We start from the raw sequence: 21,184 nt of genomic DNA on the forward strand, positions 1-21,184 counted from the left end.
CGCACGTTAGGCAGATATATACCGCAAATCAAACACGAAACGGGCTAATCACCCTTGTGCCGCAACGGACTCGGTTGTCACGAACGGTTCAGCGTTCCTCTTCGGGGAATCGACCCGCGTCGAGGTCCGCGGTGAACCGGTCCAGACGCCTTTCCGCACCGGCGAGATCGTGCTTGGCCGCGGCCGTAATGACCAGCAGCTTCCGGGCCAGCGCCATCCGTACGCCCTCCGGGACTTGCAGTGCGCGCACTCTTGCGTGCGCTTCTTTGAGCCGGACCGCGACCGCCGCATAGAGCTGGAGTTGGCCGTCGTGTTCCATGCACAGATTGTGCCATCTGGGGCGAGTTGTCGCCTGCCCAGGGGGCAACTGCCGCCTCCGACGGCCTTCCGCGCACACCCGGGGATCACGCACACGTGACACGTGTACCCCGGCAATCACCTTCATAACGTGGCAAGTTGGGGGCGCTCAAGAGGGCGCGCAGGGCCGAACGGGTGCAGACACGGCCGTACCCCCGATCGGACCGATCGGGGGTACGGGTGGGGTGTGCGGTGGCCGAAAGTCGACCTCCGGTGAGGACTTCGGCCGCGGCGGCGGCTCAGGCGGTGAGCGTCCTCGGCTTGAACGACGGGCGCTTCGCCTCGTACGTGGCGATGTCCGCCTCGTTCTGCAGCGTGATGGAGATGTCGTCGAGCCCGTTCAGCAGCCGCCAGCGGGAGTTCTCGTCGAGTTCGAAGGAGGCCGTGACGCCCTCGGCGCGCACCTCGCGGGCCTGGAGGTCGACGGTGATCCCGGCGGTGGGGTCCGCCTCCGTGAGCTCCCACAGCGCGTCGACGATCTTCTGGTCCAGGACCACCGTGAGCAGTCCGTTCTTCAGCGAGTTGCCGCGGAAGATGTCGGCGAAGCGGGAGGAGATCACGGCCTTGAAGCCGTAGTTCTGCAGTGCCCAGACGGCGTGCTCGCGGGAGGAGCCGGTGCCGAAGTCGGGGCCGGCCACCAGCACGGTCGCGCCCTCGCGCTCGGGGCGGTTGAGCACGAACTCCGGGTCCTTGCGCCAGGCCTCGAACAGTCCGTCCTCGAACCCGTCGCGGGTCACCTTCTTGAGCCAGTGGGCGGGGATGATCTGGTCGGTGTCGACGTTGCTGCGGCGCAGCGGGACGGCCCGGCCGGTGTGGGTGGTGAATGCTTCCATGACTGATCAGACTCCAGCGGGCGTACGGGCGTCGGCGTCGGCGAGGTCGGCCGGGGAGGCCAGGTGGCCGAGGACCGCCGTGGCGGCGGCGACCTGCGGGGACACCAGGTGGGTGCGGCCGCCCTTGCCCTGCCGGCCCTCGAAGTTGCGGTTGGAGGTGGAGGCGGAGCGCTCACCAGGGGCGAGCTGGTCGGGGTTCATGCCCAGGCACATCGAGCAGCCCGCGTGCCGCCACTCGGCGCCCGCCTCCTTGAAGACCACGTCCAGGCCCTCGGAGACGGCCTGCAGACCCACCCGCGCGGAGCCCGGGACGACCAGCATGCGTACGCCGTCGGCGACTTTGCGGCCCTTGATGATGTCCGCGACGGCGCGCAGGTCCTCGATGCGGCCGTTGGTGCAGGAGCCCACGAAGACGGTGTCCACGTTGATCGAGCGCAGCTCCTGGCCGGCTTCCAACCCCATGTACTCCAGGGCCTTTTCGGCGGCGAGCCGCTCCGAGGCGTCTTCGTACGAAGCCGGGTCGGGGACGGCGGCCGACAGCGGGGCGCCCTGGCCCGGGTTGGTGCCCCAGGTGACGAACGGCGACAGTTCGGCGGCCTCGATCACGACCTCGGCGTCGAACTCGGCGTCGTCGTCGGACCTGAGCGTCTTCCAGTAGGCGACGGCCGCGTCCCAGTCCTCGCCCTTCGGGGCGTGCGGGCGGCCCTCCAGGTAGGCGAACGTCGTCTCGTCGGGGGCGATCATGCCGGCGCGGGCGCCGGCCTCGATCGACATGTTGCAGATGGTCATCCGGGCTTCCATCGAGAGCTTCTCGATGGCCTCGCCGCGATACTCCAGGACGTAGCCCTGGCCGCCGCCGGTGCCGATCCTCGCGATGATCGCCAGGATCAGGTCCTTGGCGGTGACACCGTCGGGCAGTGCGCCGTTGACCGTGATCGCCATGGTCTTGGGGCGGGCCATGGGCAGCGTCTGGGTGGCCAGGACGTGCTCGACCTGGGAGGTGCCGATGCCGAAGGCGAGTCCGCCGAAGGCGCCGTGCGTGGAGGTGTGCGAGTCACCGCAGACGACGGTCATGCCGGGCTGGGTCAGACCCAGCTGCGGGCCGACGACGTGGACGACGCCCTGCTCGACGTCGCCGAGCTGGTGCAGCCGGACGCCGAACTCGGCGCAGTTCTTCCGCAGCGTCTCCAGCTGGACCCGGGAGACCGGGTCGGCGATCGGCTTGTCGATGTCGAGGGTCGGGGTGTTGTGGTCCTCGGTGGCGATGGTGAGGTCGAGACGGCGCACCGGGCGGCCGTTTTTGCGGAGGCCGTCGAAGGCCTGCGGGCTGGTCACCTCGTGCAGCAGGTGCAGATCGATGAAGAGGAGGTCGGGCTCGCCCTCGGCGCGCCGGACGACGTGGTCGTCCCAGACCTTCTCCGCGAGTGTCCTACCCATCGCTTTCCCTCCGGCCGGCGCGTGGTGCGCCGGCCCAACTAGATCGAGAGGAGACGGCGCCCGCACCCCTCGTACCGGGCGTCCGCCGCCAGGCCCGGTGGTCCGGGGCCGCGTTGCTTCCGTGCTTCCAGAGTGACGGGTTCCATGGAAAATTGAACTTGCGTTTCACAGAGTGAGACGCAAGTATCGTTGCATGGACAACAGTAGCGGCGTCGGCGTTCTGGACAAGGCGGCCCTCGTCCTGAGCGCTCTGGAGTCCGGTCCGGCCACCCTCGCGGGGTTGGTCGGGGCGACCGGACTGGCACGACCCACGGCCCACCGCCTGGCCGTGGCGCTGGAACACCACCGTCTGGTGGCGCGCGACATGCAGGGCCGCTTCATTCTCGGCCCGCGCCTGGCCGAACTGGCCGCGGCGGCGGGCGAGGACCGGCTGCTCGCGACGGCGGGCCCGGTGCTCACCCACCTCCGTGACGTGACCGGGGAGAGCGCGCAGCTCTATCGCCGTCAGGGCGACATGCGCATCTGCGTCGCCGCCGCGGAGCGCCTGTCGGGTCTGCGGGACACGGTGCCGGTGGGTTCCACGCTCACGATGAAGGCGGGTTCCTCGGCGCAGATCCTGATGGCCTGGGAGGAGCCCGAGCGCCTCCACCGCGGGCTGCAGGGCGCCCGTTTCACGGCGACCGCCCTGTCGGGCGTGCGACGCCGGGGCTGGGCCCAGTCGATCGGTGAGCGCGAGCCGGGTGTGGCGTCGGTCTCGGCGCCGGTGCGCGGCCCGTCGAACCGGGTGGTGGCCGCCGTTTCGGTCTCCGGCCCCATCGAGCGGCTGACCCGCCACCCGGGCCGTATGCACGCCCAGGCCGTCATCGACGCCGCCGGCCGTCTCTCCGAGGCGCTGCGCCGCTCCTGAACACCCACCCCGCCCGTCGGGAGAGGGCCCGCCCCAACGCCGCGGCGGGCCCTCTCCCGTTCCCGTCCGCCGTCGCCGCACCGGCCCGGTCATGGGGGACACCGAACTGATGGCTCCCTGCGCGGAGCTGATGCGCCGGGCGGCGCGTCGGGACGGCGTCGAGGGGGCGCGGACGAGCGAAAGCCCCCCACCGGGAGGTGGAGGGCTTTCTTCGGGTGTACCCCCGACCGGATTCGAACCGGCGCTACCGCCTTGAGAGGGCGGCGTGCTAGGCCGCTACACAACGGGGGCGTGGATCATGCGTTTCCGCAGATCCTGCTGGTCTACCTGGACTCGAACCAAGACTAACTGAACCAGAATCAGTCGTGCTGCCAATTACACCATAGACCAATGATGGTTTAGACCAGTCAGTACCCCCGACCGGATTCGAACCGGCGCTACCGCCTTGAGAGGGCGGCGTGCTAGGCCGCTACACAACGGGGGCCCTAGCGATCCTGCATCGTGGACAGCGGGAGCTACCCTGACTGTCCTCGTGGGAAGGATCTGTACCCCCGACCGGATTCGAACCGGCGCTACCGCCTTGAGAGGGCGGCGTGCTAGGCCGCTACACAACGGGGGCTTGCGGATGTGATCCGCGGGTGCAGATGAGCTCTGCGAGCTGGCCTACCTGGACTCGAACCAAGACTAACTGAACCAGAATCAGTCGTGCTGCCAATTACACCATAGGCCACTGGAACGCAAGCCCCTGGAGGCTTTTTGTTCTAGATCTGCGCCTGAGGGTTTCGACCTTCCGGCCCGCTCCCCGCGGCGCAGGAAGAACATTACCCGAAGGTGGACGGGGCTCCAAAACGAGTATCGGCGCGCAGCAGCGAGGGCAGTTCGGCGAGCGAGGCGATACGGCGCGGCCCTTCGGGCGGATCGAGGGTCGCGTACGCCCCGCCGCGGTCGATCCACACCGACAGCAGCCCGGCGTCGGCGGCTCCCCGGCCGTCGATCTCCGGGTGGTCCCCGACGTACGCCACCTGGGCCGGGGACAGCTCCAGGGCGTCGCAGGCGGCGAGGAACGCGCCGGCCTCGGGCTTGGACACGCCCAGCTCGGCGGCGCACAGGATGGTCTCGAAACGGTCGTGCACGCCGAGCAGGCGCAGTTTGCGGTCCTGGACGTGGAGGCTGGAGTTGGAGAGCACGGCGTGGCGGTGGCTGGCGGCGAGCGCGTCGAGCACGGGCAGCACGTCGGGGAAGAGGCTCCAGGCGGACTCGTAGTGCGTCACGTACCGCCGGAACCAGGCGTCCGCCTCGGTGTCGGACATCTCACGTCCCAGGAAGACCCGGGTCCGGTCGCGGCGCTGCGTCTCGAAGTCCACCTCGCCGGCGGCGAACCGCGCCCACTGGTGCTCGGTGACCTCCCGCCAGCGCAGCAGCGCCTCCTCGGCGGAGGAGTACCCGGCGAGCAGCCCCTCGGCCGCGAGATGGGCCCGCATGCCCTCGCGGTCGGCGGTGGTGTAGTCGAAGAGTGTGTCGTCGACGTCCCAGACGACGGCTCGGATCACCATGCCTCCGACGGTACCCGGACGCCGAAGAGGGCGCCCGGATCTCTCCGGGCGCCCTCCGTGCGGGACGTGGTTACGCGGCGAGCTTCGTCAGGGCCGCGTCGATCCTGGCCAGGGTCCTCTCCTTGCCCAGGACCTCCAGGGACTCGAAGAGGGGCAGGCCGACCGTGCGGCCGGTGACGGCGACGCGGACCGGGGCCTGCGCCTTGCCGAGCTTGAGCCCGTGCGCCTCGCCGGCGGCCAGGACGGCCTCCTTGAGGGACTCGGGGGACGTCCAGTCGGCGGCGTCCAGCTTCTCCCGGGCCGTGCGGAGCAGCGCGTCGCTGCCCTCCTTCATGGCCTTGTTCCAGGACGCCTCGTCGAAGACCGGCTCCGGCAGGAACAGGAAGTCGACGTTGTCCGTGATCTCGGAGAGGACCTTCAGGCGGGTCTGCGCGTGCGGGGCGATCGCCTCCCACTTGGCCTCGTCGAAGGCCTCCGGCGCCCAGGGCGCGAAGGGCGCCCTGAGCCAGGGGGCGCAGCGCTCGGTGAAGTCCTTCACGTCGAGCATGCGGATGTGGTCGCCGTTGATCGCCTCGCACTTCTTCAGGTCGAAGCGGGCCGGGTTCGGCTGCACGTCCGTGACGTCGAAGGCGGCGACCATCTCGTCGACGGAGAAGACGTCCTGGTCGGCGGAGAGCGACCAGCCGAGCAGGGAGAGGTAGTTGAGCAGGCCCTCGGGGAGGAAGCCGCGCTCGCGGTAGAGGTTGAGCGAGGACTGCGGGTCGCGCTTGGAGAGCTTCTTGTTGCCCTCGCCCATGACGTACGGCAGGTGGCCGAAGGCGGGGGTCTGCCGGGCGATGCCCAGCTCGGTGAGCGCCTTGTAGAGGGCGATCTGGCGCGGGGTGGAGGAGAGCAGGTCCTCGCCGCGCAGGACGTGGGTGATCTCCATCAGGGCGTCGTCGACCGGGTTGACCAGCGTGTAGAGCGGGGCGCCGTTGGCGCGCACGATGCCGTAGTCCGGGACGTTCTCCGGGAGATAGGTGATCTCGCCGCGGACCAGGTCCGTGAAGGTGATGGCCTCGTCGGGCATCCGGAAGCGGACGATCGGCTCGCGGCCCTGGGCCTTGTACTCCTCCACCCGGGCGTCGCTCAGCTCGCGGCAGTGGCCGTCGTAGCCGGAGGGCTTCCCGGCGGCGCGGGCGGCCTCGCGGCGGCTGTCGAGCTCCTCCTGGGAGCAGTAGCAGTGGTAGGCGTGGCCGGCGTCGAGGAGCTTGCCCGCGACGTCCTTGTAGAGGTCCATGCGCTGCGACTGGCGGTACGGCGCGTGGGGGCCGCCGACCTCGGGGCCCTCGTCCCAGTCGAAGCCGAGCCAGCGCATCGAGTCGAGCAGCTGCTGGTAGGACTCCTCGGAGTCGCGGGCCGCGTCGGTGTCCTCGATGCGGAAGACCAGGGTGCCGCCGTGGTGCTTGGCGAACGCCCAGTTGAACAGGGCGGTGCGGACCAGGCCCACGTGGGGGTTACCGGTGGGCGACGGACAGAAACGTACGCGGACGGGTGCGCTAGCCACGCTTGACAACCTTGTTGGTGAGAGTGCCGATGCCTTCGATGGTGACGGCGACCTCGTCGCCGTCGTGGAGGGGGCCGACCCCAGCCGGGGTGCCCGTGAGGACGACGTCGCCCGGGAGCAGTGTCATGGCCTCGGTGATGTTGACGATCAGGTCCTCGATGGAGTGGATCATCTCGCTGGTGCGGCCGAGCTGGCGCTGGGCGCCGTTGACCGTCAGCTGGACGGTCAGGTCGTTCGCGGCGGTGACGTCCAGGCCGGTCTCCACCCAGGGGCCGAGCGGGCAGGAGGTGTCGAAGCCCTTGGCGCGGGCCCACTGCTTCTCGCGCTTCTGGACGTCGCGCGCGGTGATGTCGTTGGCGCAGGTGTAGCCGAAGATCACGTCCTTGACGCGCTCGCGCGGGACCTCGCGGCACATCCGCCCGATGACCACGGCCAGCTCGGCCTCGTGGTGCACCTCCTGGGAGAAGGAGGGGTAGCGGATCTCGTCGCCGGGTCCGATCACCGACGTGGAGGGCTTGAAGAAGGCGAAGGGGGCCTCGGGCACCTCGTTGCCCATCTCCTTGGCGTGATCGGCGTAGTTGCGGCCGAAGGCGACCACCTTGTTGGGGAGCACCGGGGGCAGCAGCCTGACCTTGCTCAGCGGGACCTTGGTGCCGGAGAGCTCGAAGTCCGCGAACGGGATGCCCTTGATGATGTCCAGGACGAGTTCGTCCTGCTTCTCGCCCTCGACAGCGCCGAAGGCGACGTTCCCGTCGATGGAGAATCTGGCGATGCGCACGGGATGCTTGTCCCCTTGACCGATCGGCTGGAGTCTGACGCTCCAGGCTAACGCGGTGGGGCCCGGGCCTCACGCAATAACAGAGGGGCGCCCCACCTGCGGCGGGGCGCCCCTCGTCGTCGCGTCGGAGGCCTTGAGCGTTTCCCGGCCGGCGCGCGTATGGATCGGTGTCAGTTCGCGGCGGCCGCCGCGACCGGGATCTCCATGAGGACGGTGCGCTTGGGATTGGCGGTCTGGGCCGGGAGTTCGACGGGGTGCTCCAGCTGGAGGGGCGTCTGCAGATCGTCGGCACCGTCGAGGTGCGCCAGCGTGGTGCGCCGCGGGTTGGCGATCTTGTGGAACATCGTCGTCGTCTTCACTGTTTACTTGACCCTGTCCTCTTCGCGGGCGTCCGCGGGGGCCGGCTGACACCGGAGCGGACGCGGGTTGTCGGTTGTGCCATCCCTGTAAAGCGTCAGGCTAAACATGCAATTCCCTGGCGACCGGGCCCGAATGTCACGATCAGGGTGTGAGTTTGCTCACCCAGTGTGCGGCAAACCTCACAATACGGACTCGTCCCCCGCGCCATGGAATCGGACATTCGCCCCCTGAAGGCATCATTCCGCTCCTGATCATGGCGACTGGGACACTCGGCCGGACCGCGCGGTTCGTCCGCCCGTGCCCGTTTTCAGCGAGATCACTTTCTACCCCCGGTGACTCGCCCCTCACGGCCTGTCACGTAACCCACCCGTAAGGCCGCGGCCCTTGTTGGAGATCCTGCACTGTGCTGGAATTCCACGGACCGCCGCAGGGATCGAGCCGGCGCACAGGGGGCGCACAGACGCGCCGAGTGGCGGCCGAGAAGGGGGAACCAGCGCCGGTCATTCACGACCACCACGGGGGCGTATTCAGGGCGCCCCTATGACGCCGACACCGTGCCTCGCCGTTCACGCGGAGGGGTGCCTGGTTCAGAGGTTGCGACGCTAGTGCAGGGACGTTTCAAGAGGGATGGCAGCGCTTCGGCGGAGCCGGAGCCGCAGGGCGGGACTGGCCCCAAGGCCGTCAGCTCCTCGCCCCAGCACGCCCAGAACCAGGGCCCGACCATGCCCGGGAGCAACGGCGATCGTCCCGGTGCCTCCGGGCCGACGACGCCGGCCCCGGCACCGGCCGCCCCCAAGACCCCGACCGGCCCGGGATCGCGAATAGCGCTGCGCAACTGGCGCATCTCGACCCGTCTGGTGTCGCTGCTCGCCCTGCCGGTGGTCGCGGCCACCTCGCTGGGCGCCCTGCGTATCCAGCAGTCGATGGACGACATCCAGCAGCTCGACAACATGAAGCTGCTGACGGACATGACTCAGCAGGCCACCGAGCTGGCCGCCGCGCTCCAGGAGGAGCGCGACCAGTCGGCCGGCCCGCTCGCGCACGGCGGCAAGGGCACCGACTTCTCGGTCAAGGGCCACCGCGAGAAGACCGACCGCGCGATGGCTAACTTCCTCGACAGCTCCGAGGAGATCGACGCGGCGAGCAAGGACGGCAACCTCAAGGGCGTCCGCGACAACCTGGTGCAGCTCGCCGGTGAGCTCGGCCAGCTGGCGAAGATCCGCAACACCGCCTTCCAGACGGAGAAGAACTCCACCCAGACCGTCGAGGGCTACCACCGCCTGATCGAGAACCTGATCGACCTCTCGCAGGACATGGCGGAGGCGACCAGCAACCCCGACATGATCCAGCGCACGCGCGCCCTGGCATCGTTCTCCTCCGCCAAGGAGTACGCGTCGATCCAGCGCGCGGTGCTCGCCGCGGCCCTGCCCGCGAGCAACACCAGCAAGGGCGAGCTCTCCGAGAACGACCGGCTCTACGCCGACTCCGCGCTCCAGAGCCAGAAGTCCGAGCTCCAGAGCTTCAAGAGCATCTACGGCGAGGCCGCCGCGGCCGACCTGCTGCAGCCCATCGAAGAGGGCAACACCACGATCAAGGCCACCGACGAGTACGCCGGCCGCGCGCTGGCCTCGGAGTTCGGTCTCGCCTCGGTCGGCGCGCGGTCCTACCGGGACTGGCTGGACGACAGCTCCACCAAGATCCAGCAGATGAAGAACATCGAGCACTCGCTGCTCGAGGAGATGGAACAGAAGGCTCGCGAGCTGCGCAGCGCCACCGAGCGCGACGCGATCATCTCCGGTGTCCTGATCCTCCTCGTGCTGGGTGTGTCGCTGGTCGGCGCCTTCGTCGTGGCCCGGTCCATGATCCGCTCGCTGCGCCGCCTGGAGGAGACCGCGACCAAGGTCGCCCAGGAGCGTCTGCCCGACCTGGTCAAGCAGCTCTCCGAGACCGACCCGCAGGACGTCGACACGTCCGTGGAGTCCGTCGGTGTGCACTCCCGGGACGAGATCGGCCGAGTGGCCGCGGCCTTCGACGACGTGCACCGCGAGGCGGTCCGCCTCGCCGCCGAGCAGGCCCTGCTGCGGGGCAACGTCAACGCGATGTTCACCAACCTCTCGCGCCGCTCCCAGGGTCTGATCCAGCGCCAGCTGTCGCTGATCTCCGAACTGGAGTCCCGCGAGGCGGACCCGGACCAGCTGTCCTCGCTGTTCAAGCTCGACCACCTCGCCACCCGCATGCGCCGTAACGGTGAGAACCTCCTCGTCCTCGCGGGTGAGGAGCCCGGCCGCCGGTGGACCCGTCCGGTCCCGCTGGTCGACGTGCTCCGTGCCGCGGCGTCCGAGGTGGAGCAGTACGAGCGGATCGAGCTGGCCTCCGTGCCGACCACCGAAGTGGCCGGCCGGGTCGTCAACGACCTCGTGCACCTGCTCGCCGAGCTGCTGGAGAACGCGACCTCGTTCTCCTCCCCGCAGACCAAGGTCAAGGTCACCGGTCACGCGCTGCCGGACGGCCGGGTGCTGATCGAGATCCACGACACGGGTATCGGTCTGTCGCCGGAGGACCTGGCGGCGATCAACGAGCGGCTCGCCTCGCCGCCCACCGTGGACGTCTCCGTCTCCCGCCGCATGGGTCTGTTCGTGGTCGGCCGGCTGTCCCAGCGCCACGGCATCCGCATCCAGCTCCGCCCGTCCGACTCCGGTGGTACGACCGCGCTGGTCATGCTGCCCGTCGACGTGGCGCAGGGCGGCAAGAAGCCCCAGGGCAAGCCCGGTCAGCCGGGCCCGGGCGGCGGTGGCCCCGCCGCCGCGCAGGCCGCCGCCGGTGCCGCGGCCGCACGGCGTGCCGCCGGTGCGGGTCAGTCGCCCTCCGGTGCTCTCGGTGCCGGTGCGCCCGGTGGCCGGCTCGGTGCCGGCCAGGGCCCGCGCGCCGCGCTTCCCGGACGGGACGGCGGTGGCCGTCCCGGCGGCCGCGGACCGCAGGGTTCCCCGGGCGGCCAGACGCCCTCGCTGTTCGACCAGGGTGCTCCCTCCGGCCCGCCGCAGAACCGTCCCGCGCCCGCGGGTGCCGGTTTCGGCGGCGGCGCTTCCCAGGGAACGCAGGCCCCGGGTCCGAACGCGCAGCAGGACAACCAGGACGCCTTCGGCGGCGGCCGGGGTCAGGTGCCGCCGCAGCGCGGCAACGGCGAGCGCGGCCGTCGCCCGCAGCTTCCGCCGCGCGGTGGCGCGCGTGCCGAGCTGCCCGGCGGCGACCAGCAGCAGGCGCGGCCCAGCTGGAGCGACGAGAACGCCCAGCCGCCGGTGCCGCGCGCCTCGCTGGACGCCCCGCGCGGTCACGAGGAGCCGGACGCGGCCCGCACCTCGGCCATGCCGCGGTTCGACGACCGGCAGGGCCCCGGGGCCACCTCGGAGATCCCCCGGTTCGACGAGCGGCAGAACCCCGGTTCGCCGTCCTACGGAGCCGACCCGCAGCACACCGGCCAGTACCCCCGGCCCGGCGTGAACGGCCACAACAACGGTCAGTACGCCCAGCCCGGTGCCAACGGCGGCCAGCACACCGGTCAGTACCCGCAGGCCGGTGACAACGGCGGCCAGAACACCGGCCAGTACCCGCAGCCCGGCGTGAACGGCGGCCAGGACACGGGCCAGTTCGTCCGCGGTGACATCTTCGGTGCTCCGCAGGGCGGGCAGGACCCCTCCTCGACGGGCCAGTTCCCGGCCCCGCAGGGCTACGACAACGGCTCCACCGGCCAGTACTCCCTTCCGGAGCGTCCGGCCGCGGACCCGGCGGCCACCGGACAGTTCGAGCGTCCGCAGACCAACGGCACGCACGCCGGCGGTCTCGGTGCCCCGCGTCCCCCGGCCCCGCAGCAGCGGCCGCCGGCCCGCCAGGAGCCCGCGCAGCGGCCCGACGACGGGCGCGGAGCGTCCGACGCCTGGGCGCTGCCGCCGGCGTCCGGCCCGGGCGACGGCCGTACGCCGCTGTACGACACGCTCGAGACGAACTGGTTCCGCCAGAACGGCGGAGTGCCGGAGCCCGGCAACGGCCAGCCTCCGGCGGCTCCGCAGCCGCAGCAGCAGTCCCAGCCCCAGCAGCCGCAGGGGCCCACCGGTCCGCAGCGGTCCACCTCCGCTGCCTGGCGCAGCTCGCCCAACGACGAGCTGGTCCGGCAGGCCGAACGCGTCCGCCAGCCGGCCGCGGGCGGCGTCACCACCTCCGGCCTGCCGCGCCGGGTGCCCAAGGCGAACCTCGTCCCGGGCACGGCTCAGCAGCAATCGCACCAGAGCGGTCCTCAGGTCTCGCGCGCCCCCGATGACGTGCGCGGCCGGCTGACCAATCTCCGTCGGGGTATCGCACAGGGTCGTCAGGCCGGCACCACCCAGACCGGCAGCTTCCCGAACCCCACTCACCAGCAGGAGCGTTAGTTGAGCCCGATGAGCCAGGCGGCACAGAACCTCAACTGGTTGATCACCAACTTCGTGGACAACACCCCCGGGGTGTCCCACACCGTCGTCGTGTCCGCCGACGGACTCCTCCTGGCGCTCTCCGAGGGCTTCCCGCGCGACCGCGCGGACCAGCTCGCGGCCGTCGCCTCGGGACTGACCTCCCTGACGGCCGGCGCCTCCCGGATCTTCGAGGGCGGCAGCGTCGCCCAGACGGTCGTCGAGATGGAGCGGGGATTCCTCTTCCTCATGTCCGTCTCCGACGGCTCGTCCCTGGCCGTTCTCGCGCACCCCGAGTGCGACATCGGCCTCGTCGGCTACGAGATGGCGCTCCTGGTCGACCGCGCGGGGGCGGTCCTCACCCCGGACCTGCGCGCCGAACTACAGGGAAGTCTGCTCCACTGATCGGCCCCGGCACCACCCGTCTCACCAAATCACCGTCCGGCCGCCACATTCCCCCCACCGGCCCCGTCAGACGGCTTGACCGACCGACTTGCTGTCCCGCCCGGAGGATTCATGACCCCGCCCACCGCCTCTCATGATCCGTACGCGGAGCCGTACGAGGACGAGGGCGACCAGCCACTGGTGCGTCCCTATGCGATGACCGGTGGCCGGACCAGGCCGCGCTATCAGCTGGCCATCGAGGCACTGATCAGTACGACGGCCGACCCGGCAGCGCTCATGGGGCTCCTTCCGGAGCACCAGCGCATCTGCCACCTGTGCCGTGAGGTGAAGTCGGTCGCCGAGGTCTCGGCACTGCTCAACATGCCCCTGGGAGTTGCCCGGATCCTGGTGGCCGACCTGGCGGAGGCGGGACTCGTCGCCGTCCACCAGCCGGGCGGCGACGAGACGACCGGCGCCCCGGACGTGACACTGCTCGAAAGGGTGCTCAGTGGACTTCGCAAGCTCTAGCGGCGGGACGGTCTCCGAAAGCCGGGCCACCACCTCGGCGAAGATCGTGGTGGCGGGCGGCTTCGGCGTGGGCAAGACCACGTTCGTCGGCGCCGTGTCGGAGATCAACCCGCTGCGCACCGAGGCCGTGATGACCTCCGCCAGCGCGGGCATCGACGACCTCACCCACACCGGGGGCAAGACCACCACCACGGTGGCCATGGACTTCGGCCGCATCACCCTGGACCAGGACCTGATCCTGTACCTCTTCGGTACGCCCGGTCAGGACCGCTTCTGGTTCATGTGGGACGACCTGGTACGCGGCGCCATCGGCGCGATCGTGCTGTGCGACACCCGACGGCTCGCGGACTGCTTCCCCGCCGTGGACTACTTCGAGAACAGCGGACTGCCGTTCGTCGTCGCCCTCAACGGCTTCGACGGCCAGCAGCCGTACACGCCCGAGGAGGTGCGGGAGGCGCTGCAGATCGGGCCCGACGCCCCGATCATCACGACGGACGCCCGCCACCGCGCGGACGCGAAGAGTGCGCTGATCACCCTGGTCGAGCACGCGCTCATGGCACGTCTGAGGTAGGCCCGGGACAGAAGGGGCATACTGCGGTCGACGTAGACGTACCGGTGCCGGCTGTGTCGTTCGACACGGCCGGCCTCGGTGTTCATAACGTTTCGGCAGAGGAATCGGGGGAGGCCGAGCACGCGACGCGGTCGCGCGGTGCCGCTGCGCGCACGAACGGCTCGTCTTTTGCCGGAGCTCGCTCTGTATGACCGTTTTATCTGGGACTTACATCACTCGAATTCCTGCCCTTCCCATGTTTGGAAGAGGGCTGGTCGTCATGCTGGAATGCCTGAACTGCCCATTAGTCAAAGACGTACTCAGTAGTCGATGGCACAGGGCTCTGAGACACCGCGGCACGACGAAGGTGCCGACCGCCGGAAGGTTGTTGGTCGAGTGAGGCGAAGCAAGAACAGTCCCGAGCCGTCGGCCCGGGGCAACTTCACGCCGCCGTCGCGCACAGCGGCGCCCGCCCCCGCGCCAGGTCCCGAACCCACGGCCGCGCCCGCTCCGGGCGGAGGCCGCCTGTCCCCGCGCAACTGGCGGGTGGCCACCAGGCTGAACGCGATCCTGCTCATACCCGTGCTGGTCGGCCTGGTCATGGGCGGCTTCCAGGTGAAGAGCTCGATCGACACCTGGAACGAGGCCGAGGACGCCGAGAACACCGCGCGCCTGGTGCAGGCCTCCCTCGTCTACGCCAACGCCCTCTACAACGAGCGTGACGTCACCGCGGTACCGCTGCTCCAGGGCAAGGGCCAGGACGACCCGGACGTCACCAAGGCGCGCGCCGCCACCGACAAGGCCGCCGACGCCTTCACCGAGGCCGCCGAGAGCATGCCGTCCAAGCCCGGGCTGGAGCGCCGGCTGCGGCTGTTCAAGGAGGGCGAGCCGAAGCTCACCGACCTGCGCGCCGCCGCGTACACCTCCAAGCTCAAGGGCGTGCAGACGGAGGAGGGCTACGTCGAGATCGCCCACCCGCTGATGGAGTTCGCCAACGAACTCGGCCTCGGCACCGGAAACATCACCAGCTACGGACGTACCGTCTACGCGATCTCGCTGACCAAGGCGGCGCTGTCGCTGGAGCGTTCCATCGGCATGCACCTGCTGGTGAAGCCGGGCCCCACGGAGAGCCAGCTCGCCAGCCAGCGCGTCGCCCTGACGTCGTACGCCTACCTCGAGGGCATCGCCATCGAGGAGTACAAGGGCGGCGGCACCGAGGCCGACGCGGCCAAGCTGGAGCAGACCTCGCAGCGGATCCAGGCCGAGGGTGTCGCGATGGCCCGGGAGGCCGCGCAGCAGGACCCGGACTACGTGCCGCCGCCCGCCAAGCCGGAGACGATGATCTCCGAGCTCGGCCGTCTGTCCTCCACTGACCCGTCCGCGCGCGCCGAGCTCGCCGCGAAGGGCATCACCCCCACCAACTGGTGGGCCGTGAACACCCTCAAGTTCGACGGTTACCGCGAGATCGAGTCCGACCTGGCCGACGCCGCGGTGAGCGAGGCCTCGCAGATCGCCGACGACGCCCAGCGCGACGCCTTCATCACCGGTGCGGCCGTCGTCGTCGCCCTGCTCGCCGCGTTCATCCTGGCCGGCATGGTGGCCCGCCAGATGAGCCGCTCGATGCGCCAGCTGCGCAACGCCGCGTTCGGCATCGCCGAGCAGCGTCTGCCGATGCTCGTCGACCAGCTCTCCCGGACCGACCCCGGCCGGGTCGACACCAAGGTCGCGCCGATCCCGATCTCCTCCACGGACGAGATCGGCGAGGTCGCCCGCGCCTTCGACCAGGTCCACCGCGAGGCCGTCCGGCTCGCCTCCGAGCAGGCGCTGCTGCGGGGCAACATCAACGCGATCTTCACCAACCTGTCGCGCCGCAACCAGTCGCTGATCGAGGGCCAGCTGACCCTGATCACCGACCTGGAGAACAACGAGGCCGACCCGGACCAGCTGGAAAACCTCTTCCGCCTGGACCACCTCGCCACCCGTATGCGCCGCAACGGCGAGAACCTCCTGGTCCTCGCCGGCGAGGAGCCCGGCCGCCGCTGGGACCAGCCGGTGCCGCTGGTCGACGTGCTGCGCGCCGCCTCCTCCGAGGTGGAGCAGTACGAGCGCATCGAGCTGTCCGGCGTCCCCGAGGCCGAGATCCACGGCCGCGCGGTGACCGACCTCGTGCACCTGCTCGCCGAGCTGCTGGAGAACGCCACCACGTTCTCCTCCCCGCAGACCAAGGTGCGTGTCACCGCGACCCGTCTCCCCGACGGCCGCGTGATGATCGAGATCCACGACAAGGGCATCGGCCTCACCGCCGAGGACTTCGCGGACATCAACCACAAGCTGGCCAACCCGCCGACCGTGGACGCCGCGATCTCGCAGCGCATGGGTCTGTTCGTGGTCGGCCGGCTGTCCGACCGGCACGGCATCCGGGTCCAGCTGCGCCCCTCGGGCGAGCAGGCGGGCACCACCTCGCTGGTCATGCTGCCGGACGCCATCACCCACGGTGGCGGCGGCGAGCAGCAGCCGGCCCACGACGAGTTCACGGTCTCGCAGATCATCCCGGAGCAGCAGTTCCAGGGCGAGAACTTCAACCAGCAGCCGATGCGCACCGCCGCGGAGCTGGGCTTCGACGACAGCCGCTACACCGAGGTCCCTGACGACATCCGGGACCTGGACCCGGTCGGCCGGTCGCTGATGCGCGAGGAACGCCGGGCGGCCCTGGAGGCCCAGGCGCAGCCCGAGCTGACCGCCCCGAACGCCCAGGAGGCCCCCGACGGCGCCGGCTACCGGGACGAGTTCGCCGGTCCGCAGGGCTACGACGAGGGTCAGGGCTACGAGGGCGACGGCCAGGGCGGCTACACCGGCAACCAGGGCTTCGACGGGTTCCAGGAGCAGCAGCGCGGCGCCGGCTACGGCCAGGCGTACGACAACGGGCAGCAGACGGCGTACGACGATCAGCAGCAGCAGGCGTACGGCGACGGCTACTACGCGCAGAACGGCCACCTGCCGCAGAACGACGGCTTCTCGTCCAACGGCGGTTACCCGGACCCCTCCTACGCGGAGCCGGCCCGGGGCGACCACTCGGCCGCGGGCGCCACCGCCTCCGACGGCTTCCCGTCCTTCACGGACCGGCGCCAGGAGGACGACTGGCCGCAGCAGGACGGCTACCACAACGGCCGTCCGGCCCAGTACCCTGCTCAGACCCCGGATGCGCAACCCGCGCAGGCCGCTGACGTACGTGAGCAGGACAGCGTAGGCTTCGACCGTCCGGGAACGGCTGCCCCCGGGAGCCAGAACCTGACCGACGCCGGGCTCCCCCGCCGCGGATCCACCGCAAGCGGTGCGAACGGCACGGGCGGCGCCCAGCGTGCGAGCCAGGAGCCGTCGGCCTCCGCTGCGCGCAGCAACGGCGACGACAGCTGGCGTTCGGCGAACGACGAGCGCTGGCAGCAGGCGTCGGCGCTCCGGAAGCCCAAGGCGGGCGGAGTCACATCCTCCGGTCTGCCGCGGCGGGTTCCCAAGGCCAACCTGGTCGAGGGAGCCGCCGAAACCACCCCCCAGGGAGGCCCCCAGGTCTCCCGCGCCCCGGAGGACGTCCGGGGCAGGCTGAGCAACCTGCGTCGCGGTGTCCAAAAGGGCCGCAGCGCGGGCAGTGAAACGAACGGCCAGGGCCTCGGTCCTGACAGCACCTACAACCAGGAGCGTTAGTGTGAGCCCGATGAGCCAGGCGGCACAGAACCTGAACTGGTTGATCACCAACTTCGTGGACAACACCCCGGGGGTGTCCCACACGGTGGTGGTCTCCGCCGACGGACTCCTTCTGGCGATGTCCGAAGGCTTTCCCCGCGACCGCGCCGACCAGCTCGCGGCCGTCGCCTCCGGTCTGACGTCTCTGACGGCAGGCGCCTCCCGGATCTTCGAGGGCGGCAGCGTGAACCAGACGGTTGTGGAGATGGAGCGGGGATTCCTGTTCATCATGTCCATTTCCGACGGTTCGTCACTCGCCGTTCTCGCACATCCGGAGGCGGACATCGGCCTCATTGGGTACGAGATGGCCCTTCTGGTCGACCGTGCCGGTACGGTCCTGACGCCGGATCTTCGTGCGGAACTCCAAGGGAGCCTGCTCAACTAACGGACGAACGGTGCGGTTTGGCGTCCCGGGGCCGTAAGGTTTCGGGACGCGGCTCCACAGTGATGGGTGCCAGGCACAGTCGGAGGAGGAGAAAGTGGCAACACCCCCAGGCGGTTCGTCGTCGGGCAACTGGTCGTACGGTCCCGCACAGGGCCAGAACGACGGTGCCCAGAGCGGGTACGGCTACCCTTCCGCCCCGAACCACCGGCAGCCGTACGCGCCGCAGGGTCCCGGCCCTTCGCCGTACGACCAGCCGCAGGCGCCGCACATCCAGCCCGTGCAGCCGCAGCGTCGCACCCCGGAGCCGTCGCCCGCCGGGGCGACGAACAATCCCCTGGTGCGCCCGTACGCGATGACGGGCGGCCGCACCAGGCCGCGGTACCAGCTCGCCATCGAGGCGCTGGTGCACACCACCGCGCAGCCGCACCAGATGCAGGGCCAGCTGCCCGAGCATCAGCGGATCTGCAACCTCTGCCGGGAGATCAAGTCGGTGGCCGAGATCTCGGCCCTGCTGACCATCCCTCTCGGCGTGGCCAGGATCCTCGTCGCCGACTTGGCGGAGGCGGGACTGGTCGCCATCCATCAGCCCGGCGGCGACGAGAGCGCCGGCGGCCAGCCAGACGTGACACTGCTCGAAAGGGTGCTCAGTGGACTTCGCAAGCTCTAGCGGCGGTCCTTCCCGCTCCACCACCTCGGCGAAGATCGTGGTGGCGGGTGGCTTCGGCGTGGGCAAGACCACGTTCGTCGGGGCCGTTTCGGAGATCAACCCGCTGCGCACGGAGGCCGTCATGACGTCTGCTTCGGCGGGCATCGACGACCTCACCCACACCGGGGACAAGACCACCACCACGGTGGCCATGGACTTCGGCCGCATCACCCTGGACCAGGACCTGATCCTGTACCTCTTCGGTACGCCCGGTCAGGACCGCTTCTGGTTCATGTGGGACGACCTGGTGCGCGGTGCCATCGGCGCGATCGTGCTGGTGGACACGCGTCGTCTCGCGGACTGCTTCCCGGCGGTCGACTACTTCGAGAACTCCGGGCTGCCGTTCGTGATCGCCCTCAACGGCTTCGACGGGCAGCAGCCGTACAACCCGGACGAGGTCCGGGAGGCGCTGCAGATCGGGCCGGACACGCCGATCATCACCACGGACGCGCGGCATCGTGCCGACGCGAAGTCCGCGCTGATCACTCTCGTGGAGCACGCGCTGATGGCGCGCCTGCGCTAGCGGCTGCCGCCGGGTCTCCGGAGCCTGCGAGTACGCGCAGCGCCGAGTCACGCGACGCCCCCCGCGGCCACCGGGCTGCCGGGGGCTCTTGCGTGCCGGGTACGGGCGGGCGGGGGCCGGGCGCGCGGCTCCCCGCGTCCCTTGAGGGCGCTGTCCGGCGGGAGTCCCGGGTACGGCAAGAGGCCCCTCCTTCACGTGGAGGGGCCTCTTCGTGTGCGTGGCGGGGGTCAGCGCCAGCTGTGGGGGGCCCGGAAGCCGTTCTCGCGCTCCAGGCGGCGCCAGCCGGCCCGTGCGCGGCCCCGGTGCGCCGGAGCCGCCGCCGGCGTGGCGGCCCGCGCCAGCAGGATCGCCGTGATCGCGGCGACCTCCTCCGGCTCCGCGTGGCCCTTCTCGACCCGGATGTCAGATGTGCTCATGGGCGTGCGTCTCCCTTACTGGGGCGGGTTGCCGTGCTTGCGGGACGGCAGGTCGGCGTGCTTGGACTGCAGCATCGCCAGCGAACGGATCAGCACCTCGCGCGTCTCGGCGGGGTCGATGACGTCGTCGACGAGCCCGCGCTCGGCCGCGTAGTACGGGTGCATCAGCTCGGACTTGTACTCCTTGACCATGCGGGCCCGCATCGCGTCCGGGTCCTCGGCCTCGGCGATCTGCCGGCGGAAGATGACGTTGGCCGCGCCCTCCGCGCCCATCACGGCGATCTCGTTCGTCGGCCAGGCGTAGGTGAGGTCCGCGCCGATGGACTGGGAGTCCATGACGATGTACGCGCCGCCGTACGCCTTGCGCAGGATGAGCGAGATGCGCGGGACGGTGGCGTTGCAGTAGGCGTACAGGAGCTTGGCGCCGTGGCGGATGATGCCGCCGTGCTCCTGGTCGACGCCCGGGAGGAAGCCGGGGACGTCCAGGAAGGTGAGGATCGGGATGTTGAAGGCGTCGCACATCTGGACGAAACGGGCGGCCTTCTCGGACGCCTCGATGTCCAGCACGCCCGCCAGCGACTGCGGCTGGTTGGCGACGATGCCGACGACCTGGCCGTCCATGCGGGCCATCGCGCAGATGATGTTCCGCGCCCAGCGCTCGTGGACCTCCAGGTACTCGCCGTCGTCGACGATCTCCTCGATGACCTTGGCCATGTCGTACGGCCGGTTGCCGTCGGCCGGGACCAGGTCCAGGAGGGTCTCGCTGCGGCGGTCGGCGGCGTCGCCGCTCTCCGCCCGCGGCGGGTTCTCCCGGTTGTTCTGCGGGAGCAGCGACAGGAGGTAGCGCACCTCGTGGATGCACGTCTCCTCGTCGTCGTAGGCGAAATGGCAGACGCCGGAGGTCTCGGCGTGCACGTCCGCGCCGCCGAGGCCGTTCTGGGTGATCTCCTCGCCGGTGACCGCCTTGACCACGTCCGGGCCGGTGATGAACATCTGCGAGGTGTCGCGGACCATGAACACGAAGTCGGTGAGGGCGGGGCTGTAAGCCGCGCCGCCCGCGCACGGGCCGAGCATCACGCTGATCTGCGGGATGACGCCGGAGGCCTTGGTGTTGCGCTGGAAGATGCCGCCGTACCCGGCGAGGGCGGAGACGCCCTCCTGGATACGGGCGCCGGCGCCGTCGTTCAGCGAGACCAGGGGCGCGCCCGCCGCGATGGCCATGTCCATGATCTTGTGGATCTTGGTGGCGTGGGCCTCGCCCAGCGCACCGCCGAAGATCCGGAAGTCGTGCGCGTAGACGAAGACCGTCCGGCCCTCGACCGTGCCCCAGCCGGTGATGACACCGTCCGAGTACGGCTTCTTCTCCTCCAGACCGAAGCCCGTGGCCCGGTGCCGGCGCAGCTGCTCGACCTCGCGGAAGGAGCCGGGGTCCAGCAGGAGTTCGATGCGCTCCCGCGCGGTCAGCTTGCCCTTGGCGTGCTGCGCCTGGGTCGCCTTCTCGCTCGGGCCCGCCAGGGCCCGGGCACGGATCTCGTGCAGTTCGGCCACGCGTCCGCGCGCGTCGGTCGGCTCACCCGGCGCCTCATCCAAAACGGTCATGTAGTGACCTTACGAAGCACAGCGGCGAATGCGAGCCGTCGACTCCTCACAGTCTCCGACGCGTTTTCCTGGTACCACTGAACAGAACCGCGGCGACACGCAGGCGTTCCGACTGCTCAGAGGGCTTCCGGCTTGTAGGGGTCAC

At 70.3% G+C, this 21,184-nt stretch carries 18 protein-coding genes and 5 tRNA genes; 9 read left to right on the forward strand and 14 right to left on the reverse strand.

Annotation, left to right across the window (positions count from 1 at the left end):
* Nucleotides 1-88 precede the first annotated feature (88 nt).
* The 3 genes from IE118_RS21190 to leuC form a co-directional block, all read right to left on the reverse strand.
* Nucleotides 89-319 carry an SCO5555 family protein gene (locus IE118_RS21190; protein WP_189559554.1) on the reverse strand — a complete coding sequence of 77 codons (231 nt, stop codon included), beginning with the start codon at nt 317-319 and terminating at the stop codon, nt 89-91.
* Between the two features lie 277 nt (nt 320-596).
* Entirely contained in the window at nt 597-1,190 is a 594-nt protein-coding gene (gene leuD / locus IE118_RS21195) for a 3-isopropylmalate dehydratase small subunit (RefSeq protein ID WP_189559555.1), read from the reverse strand.
* Nucleotides 1,191-1,196: 6 nt separating this feature from the next.
* Complete coding sequence (leuC, locus tag IE118_RS21200; protein WP_189559556.1) at nt 1,197-2,627, reverse strand: 3-isopropylmalate dehydratase large subunit; 1,431 nt, start codon at nt 2,625-2,627, stop codon at nt 1,197-1,199.
* A 193-nt stretch (nt 2,628-2,820) separates the two neighbouring features.
* Between leuC and ndgR the strand changes: the two genes are divergently transcribed.
* A complete protein-coding gene (gene ndgR / locus IE118_RS21205; RefSeq protein WP_189559557.1) occupies nt 2,821-3,534 on the forward strand; it encodes an IclR family transcriptional regulator NdgR in 714 nt (237 codons plus the stop codon).
* A gap of 218 nt (nt 3,535-3,752) precedes the next feature.
* Here the strand turns inward: ndgR and IE118_RS21210 are convergent.
* From IE118_RS21210 to IE118_RS21250, 9 genes are all read right to left on the reverse strand, one after another.
* Nucleotides 3,753-3,825 (reverse strand) — tRNA-Glu (locus tag IE118_RS21210).
* Between the two features lie 27 nt (nt 3,826-3,852).
* Nucleotides 3,853-3,924: transfer RNA gene (locus tag IE118_RS21215), tRNA-Gln, on the reverse strand.
* A gap of 21 nt (nt 3,925-3,945) precedes the next feature.
* A tRNA-Glu gene (locus IE118_RS21220) sits at nt 3,946-4,018 on the reverse strand.
* A gap of 62 nt (nt 4,019-4,080) precedes the next feature.
* Nucleotides 4,081-4,153 (reverse strand) — tRNA-Glu (locus tag IE118_RS21225).
* Nucleotides 4,154-4,192: 39 nt separating this feature from the next.
* Nucleotides 4,193-4,264: transfer RNA gene (locus IE118_RS21230), tRNA-Gln, on the reverse strand.
* Between the two features lie 91 nt (nt 4,265-4,355).
* Entirely contained in the window at nt 4,356-5,087 is a 732-nt protein-coding gene (locus IE118_RS21235; protein WP_189559558.1) for an HAD family hydrolase, read from the reverse strand.
* 70 nt (nt 5,088-5,157) lie between these two features.
* Nucleotides 5,158-6,642, reverse strand: a complete 1,485-nt coding sequence (gene gltX / locus IE118_RS21240; protein ID WP_189559559.1) for a glutamate--tRNA ligase — start codon at nt 6,640-6,642, stop codon at nt 5,158-5,160.
* On the reverse strand, nt 6,626-7,411 hold the full coding sequence (locus tag IE118_RS21245) for a fumarylacetoacetate hydrolase family protein (protein ID WP_189559560.1): 786 nt from the start codon (nt 7,409-7,411) through the stop codon (nt 6,626-6,628). The genes gltX and IE118_RS21245 overlap by 17 nt, the downstream gene beginning before the upstream one ends.
* A gap of 170 nt (nt 7,412-7,581) precedes the next feature.
* On the reverse strand, nt 7,582-7,770 hold the full coding sequence (locus IE118_RS21250) for a hypothetical protein (protein ID WP_189559678.1): 189 nt from the start codon (nt 7,768-7,770) through the stop codon (nt 7,582-7,584).
* Nucleotides 7,771-8,376: 606 nt separating this feature from the next.
* Between IE118_RS21250 and IE118_RS21255 the strand changes: the two genes are divergently transcribed.
* From IE118_RS21255 to IE118_RS21290, 8 genes are all read left to right on the forward strand, one after another.
* Nucleotides 8,377-12,192: a sensor histidine kinase gene (locus tag IE118_RS21255; RefSeq protein ID WP_189559561.1), complete on the forward strand. Its 3,816-nt coding sequence runs from the start codon at nt 8,377-8,379 to the stop codon at nt 12,190-12,192.
* Between the two features lie 9 nt (nt 12,193-12,201).
* Entirely contained in the window at nt 12,202-12,615 is a 414-nt protein-coding gene (locus tag IE118_RS21260) for a roadblock/LC7 domain-containing protein (RefSeq protein ID WP_030216565.1), read from the forward strand.
* A gap of 111 nt (nt 12,616-12,726) precedes the next feature.
* Nucleotides 12,727-13,122, forward strand: a complete 396-nt coding sequence (locus IE118_RS21265) for a DUF742 domain-containing protein (protein ID WP_004924977.1) — start codon at nt 12,727-12,729, stop codon at nt 13,120-13,122.
* A complete protein-coding gene (locus IE118_RS21270) occupies nt 13,103-13,693 on the forward strand; it encodes a GTP-binding protein (RefSeq protein WP_189559562.1) in 591 nt (196 codons plus the stop codon). The genes IE118_RS21265 and IE118_RS21270 overlap by 20 nt, the downstream gene beginning before the upstream one ends.
* A 375-nt stretch (nt 13,694-14,068) precedes the next feature.
* Nucleotides 14,069-17,371 carry a sensor histidine kinase gene (locus IE118_RS21275; RefSeq protein WP_189559563.1) on the forward strand — a complete coding sequence of 1,101 codons (3,303 nt, stop codon included), beginning with the start codon at nt 14,069-14,071 and terminating at the stop codon, nt 17,369-17,371.
* Between the two features lie 10 nt (nt 17,372-17,381).
* A complete protein-coding gene (locus tag IE118_RS21280; protein ID WP_004983065.1) occupies nt 17,382-17,795 on the forward strand; it encodes a roadblock/LC7 domain-containing protein in 414 nt (137 codons plus the stop codon).
* A gap of 94 nt (nt 17,796-17,889) precedes the next feature.
* On the forward strand, nt 17,890-18,462 hold the full coding sequence (locus IE118_RS21285) for a DUF742 domain-containing protein (protein WP_189559564.1): 573 nt from the start codon (nt 17,890-17,892) through the stop codon (nt 18,460-18,462).
* A complete protein-coding gene (locus IE118_RS21290; protein WP_009314218.1) occupies nt 18,443-19,024 on the forward strand; it encodes a GTP-binding protein in 582 nt (193 codons plus the stop codon). The genes IE118_RS21285 and IE118_RS21290 overlap by 20 nt, the downstream gene beginning before the upstream one ends.
* Nucleotides 19,025-19,251: 227 nt before the next feature.
* Here the strand turns inward: IE118_RS21290 and IE118_RS21295 are convergent, their stop codons facing one another.
* Together IE118_RS21295 and IE118_RS21300 are read right to left on the reverse strand one after the other, a co-directional pair.
* A complete protein-coding gene (locus IE118_RS21295; RefSeq protein WP_189559565.1) occupies nt 19,252-19,440 on the reverse strand; it encodes an acyl-CoA carboxylase subunit epsilon in 189 nt (62 codons plus the stop codon).
* Nucleotides 19,441-19,455: 15 nt separating this feature from the next.
* Nucleotides 19,456-21,039: an acyl-CoA carboxylase subunit beta gene (locus IE118_RS21300; protein WP_189559566.1), complete on the reverse strand. Its 1,584-nt coding sequence runs from the start codon at nt 21,037-21,039 to the stop codon at nt 19,456-19,458.
* Nucleotides 21,040-21,184 lie beyond the last annotated feature (145 nt).

The organism is Streptomyces pilosus, assembly GCF_014649835.1.
GTDB classification, from domain to species: Bacteria; Actinomycetota; Actinomycetes; order Streptomycetales; family Streptomycetaceae; genus Streptomyces; species Streptomyces pilosus.